The organism is Segeticoccus rhizosphaerae (assembly GCF_009192725.1).
Taxonomy (GTDB): Bacteria; Actinomycetota; Actinomycetes; order Actinomycetales; family Dermatophilaceae; genus Segeticoccus; species Segeticoccus rhizosphaerae.
This window is the reverse complement of the sequence record NZ_VOHR01000344.1, coordinates 1-3,844: the sequence shown is the minus strand read 5'-3', so window position 1 is coordinate 3,844 and position 3,844 is coordinate 1. Positions and strand designations below refer to the sequence as shown.

The window sequence follows — 3,844 nt, the reverse complement described above, 5'->3', positions numbered from 1 at the left end:
CGGTGTGCCGCGCAGGTCCCACCGGTACGCCGGCCCGGACCGTGGACCCGTCCCCCGTGGCACCGGGGTTTGCGCCGTGGACAGCGGCACCCTCGGGTGCCGCGTCGTCCGCCTCCGCGGTCGCGGAATCGCGGGCCGTGGCGACCTCGAGGTCGTTGGCTGCCCAGGCCGCCGACAGCAACGTGAGCCGTGACATCAGGTTGAGCCAGAACAACAGCCCGACGACGATGCCGAGGCTGGCCGTCAGCGGGTTGCTCGTGGCGTGGCTGATCAGCTGACCGGCGAAGGCCTTCATCACGGTCAGGCCCACTCCCCCGATCAGCGCACCCTGGAACAGCCCCCGCGTGCCCACCGGCACGCCGGACAGGGCCCGCAGCAACAGGATCATCAGACCGGTGTCCGCGAGCGCACTGAGGACGAGCACACCGGCCTGCAGCAGCCACGAGGCCCCTGCGAACCCGACCAGCCCGGCGACCCACCTGATGAGCGAGCTGGCCACGCTGGTGAAGATGCCGGACAGCGCGATCCCCAGGCCGAGCGAGAGCATCACCCCGAGGTCGCGCAGCTTGTCGGTGATGAAGTTGCCCGGGGTGTCGTCGGCTCCGAACACCGCGCGGATGCCGGTGCGCATCGCACCCAGCCAGCCCATCCCGGAGATCAACAGGGTGACCAGCGCGATGATGCCGGTGATGGTCAGGGCGTCGGCCCCGGGTGCCTTGGCGGGGATGATGCCTCCGGCGCCGGGGTTGTTCGGGTCCTTGATCATCCCCGGCAACTGCTCCCGCAGCGCGTCGAAGACGGTGTTCAACAGGTCGGGGTGCCCGCGCAGGACGAAACCGAAGACGGCGAAGGCCAGCGCGACGGCCGGGAAGACCGAGAAGAAGGCGAAGTAGCCGACCCCACCGGCCAGCACATTGCCGTGCGCGTCGCCGTAGCGCTTCCACGCCCGCCAAGGACGTGTCCGCTGCAGTCGGGCGACCAGCGCTTTCAGGCGGTTCATCCTCGTCCCCTCCTAGTGCTCCGCTGCGGCGACTCCGAAGTCGTACGTCGCCACCGACCTCCATACCAGGTCCACTCCGTGCTCATACAGATCGAACCCGTGCACGTCGAACGAGCAACTGTATGTCGCGAGCTCATCGAAGGCGCGGTCGAGGGCCTCGTCGGGCACACCGTGCGCGACGGTGACGTGGGGGTGGTAGGGAAAGCTCAGCTCCCGGTCGAGCGGGCCCCTTCGGACTGCGTGCTCGAGCCGCTCGCACGCGGGTATCCCGCGAGCCACCTGGACGAAGACCACCGGTGACACGGGACGGAAGGTCCCGGTCCCCCGCAGGATCATGTCGAACGGACGGGCCGCGGCTGCGGCCGAGGCGAGGTGGGCGTGGACGGAGGGCATCGCCTCGGTGGCGACCTCCGTCGGCGGCAGAAGGGTCACGTGGGTCGGGATCGCGTCGGCCAGCGGGTCGCCGAAGGATCGCCGGCACTCCTGCAGCTCCTTGGCGTAGGGCTGCGGAATGGGCAGCGAGACGCCGATCGTGGGCATCGTGGGCCGTTCAGCGCTTGCCGGGCAGGAACCCGACCTTGTCGTAGACCCGCGCCAGGGTCTGGCTGGCGACGGCACGGGCCCGGTCGGCGCCCTCGGCGAGGAGTCGGTCGAGCTCGGCGGGATCGCTGAGCAGCTCGTTGGTGCGGTCACGGAAGGGGGTGAGCACCTCCAGCACGACGTCGGCCACGTCCTTCTTGAGGTCGCCGTAGCCCTTGCCCTCGAAGGCCGCCTCCAGCTCGGCGACCGATCGGCCGGACAGGGCCGAGTGGATGCGCAACAGGTTGGACACCCCCGGCTTGGTCTCCTCGTCGAACCGGACCTCGCGGCCGGTGTCGGTGACCGCGGAGCGGATCCGCTTGGCCACGACCTTCGGGTCCTCGAGCAGGTCGATCACCCCGGCCTGGCTGGCCGCGGACTTGCTCATCTTGGCCGCCGGGTCCTGCAGGTCCTGGATCTTGGCCGTGGCCCTGACGATGTGCGGCTCGGGCACGACGAGCGTCTCGCCGTAGCGGCCGTTGAACCGCTGGGCGAGGTCGCGCGTCAGCTCCAGGTGTTGGCGTTGGTCCTCGCCGACCGGCACCTGCGCGGCGTCGTAGAGAAGGATGTCGGCGGCCATCAGCACCGGGTAGGTGAACAGCCCGACGGTCGTGCCCTCGGTGCCGTGCCGGCTCGACTTGTCCTTGAACTGGGTCATCCGGCTCGCCTCACCGAAGCCGGTGATGCACGACAGCACCCAGGTCAGCTCGGCGTGCTCGGGGACGTGGCTCTGCACGAAGACGGTGGCTCGCTCGGGGTCGATGCCGGCCGCGAGGTACTGCGCGGCCGTGACCCGGGTGCGCTGGCGCAGCCTCGCCGGCTCCACCGCGACGGTGATGGCGTGCAGGTCGACGACGCAGTAGAACGCGTCGTGGGTCTCCTGCATCTTGACCCAGTTCTGCAGGGCCCCCAGATAGTTGCCGAGGTGGAGCGAGTCCTGCGTGGGCTGCATCCCGGACAGCAGCCGGGGTCGGCCGCTGCTGGACGCGGCGATGTCGTGCTCAGGCATGCGCGCCATTCTGTCAGGTCGCCCACAGCCGGGACAGGCGGAGGTCTCTGCGGGGGCCTCACGGGCGCATCGCGCGTTCTGGTGGCGCGGCCGCTCCACACCGGGGCTCGCTAGCTGCGCCCTCGTGAGCGATCGTGTCGGTTCTTGCGTCCCCTGCTTCGGCAACTCGGGACGCGGGTAGCGCAGACGTGCGCGGAGGTGTTTGATTATGTCGCGGGATCGACCGGTCCCGGTGAGAGGACGGTCCTCGAGGAGGCGTCGTGCTGGCACGGCAACGTCAGGAACGCATCCTCCGGGAGGTCGATCGTCACGGGGGTGCCCGGGTCTCGGAGCTGGTCGAGATCCTCGGGGTCTCCGACATGACCGTGCGGCGCGACATCGAGGCCCTCGCCGAGCGCGGCCTGGTCGTCAAGGTCCACGGGGGCGCCACCGCCGTCACCGATCGCAGCGCCGACGAACCGGGCTTCCAGGTGAAGTCGGAGATGAACCCCGTCGAGAAGTCCGCCATCGCACGCGCCGCCGCCGCTTTGATCAAGCCCGGGGCCTCGGTCGCGATATCGGCCGGCACGACGACGTATGCCGTGGCCCACGAGCTGCGCACGTTGCCCGGCCTCACCGTGGTCACCAACTCCCCCCACGTGGCGGAGCTGCTGCACGACCCCGCCCGCGACGACTACCAGGTCGTCCTCACCGGTGGCGTGCGCACACCCAGCGACGCGCTCGTCGGACCCGTCGCCGACGCCGCCCTCGCCACCCTTCACGTCGACACCCTCATCCTGGGGGTCCATGGCATCGACGAGCACGCCGGGCTGACCACGCCGAATCTCGTCGAGGGAGCGACCAACCGCGCGCTGATGTCCGCCGCGCGCCGCGTCGTCGTGGTGGCCGACCACAGCAAGTGGGGCGTCATCGGGCTGTGCACCATCGCCACGCTCGACGAGGTGGACGTGCTCGTCACCGACGCCGACCTGAGCCCCGAGGCACGCCGCACCGTGAGCCAGCAGGTCGGCCAGCTGGTCGTGGCGCCGCAGTCGGACCACGCAAGCGCATGAGTGGCATGGCTGGCACCTCGCGATCCACGCTGCTGTCGCCGACGGTGCGCCGCACCCCGTCCGTGCTGGCCGACGGTCGCGAGCTGATCTACTTCGACGACACCGAGCCCTGGCTGTCCGGAGCCGCCGAGCGCTCTCAGCCGGACGAGCGCGCCCTGGGCCCGCGGGCTGCCGCAGGCACGATGCGCCGCGACGCGCTCACCG

4 protein-coding genes and 1 pseudogene are annotated in these 3,844 nt (G+C 70.6%); 2 read left to right on the top strand and 3 right to left on the bottom strand.

Annotated features, from left to right (window positions below):
* The 3 genes from FRW57_RS18705 to trpS all read right to left on the bottom strand — a co-directional run.
* Positions 1-1,000, bottom strand: a 1,000-nt coding sequence (locus FRW57_RS18705) for a YihY/virulence factor BrkB family protein (protein WP_152186726.1), incomplete at its 3' end; no start/stop codon positions are given.
* Between the two features lie 12 nt (positions 1,001-1,012).
* The gene (locus tag FRW57_RS18700) at positions 1,013-1,540 is read right to left on the bottom strand and encodes a 2'-5' RNA ligase family protein (protein ID WP_137119784.1); all 528 of its coding nucleotides are present in this window, start codon (positions 1,538-1,540) and stop codon (positions 1,013-1,015) included.
* A gap of 10 nt (positions 1,541-1,550) precedes the next feature.
* Positions 1,551-2,588, bottom strand: coding sequence for a tryptophan--tRNA ligase (trpS, locus tag FRW57_RS18695; RefSeq protein ID WP_137119785.1), 1,038 nt, complete (start codon positions 2,586-2,588; stop codon positions 1,551-1,553).
* Between the two features lie 260 nt (positions 2,589-2,848).
* Between trpS and FRW57_RS18690 the strand changes: the two genes are divergently transcribed.
* Both FRW57_RS18690 and FRW57_RS18685 read left to right on the top strand, forming a co-directional pair.
* Positions 2,849-3,640: a DeoR/GlpR family DNA-binding transcription regulator gene (locus FRW57_RS18690; RefSeq protein ID WP_137119786.1), complete on the top strand. Its 792-nt coding sequence runs from the start codon at positions 2,849-2,851 to the stop codon at positions 3,638-3,640.
* A 5-nt stretch (positions 3,641-3,645) separates the two neighbouring features.
* Positions 3,646-3,844, top strand: a pseudogene (locus FRW57_RS18685) (hypothetical protein); the annotation flags it as partial.

Excerpts from the sequence above, each read along its gene's own strand:
- trpS (WP_137119785.1), bottom strand. The coding sequence starts at position 2,588 with ATGCCTGAGCACGACATCGCCGCGTCCAGCAGCGGCCGACCCCGGCTG.
- FRW57_RS18700 (WP_137119784.1), bottom strand. The coding sequence starts at position 1,540 with ATGCCCACGATCGGCGTCTCGCTGCCCATTCCGCAGCCCTACGCCAAG.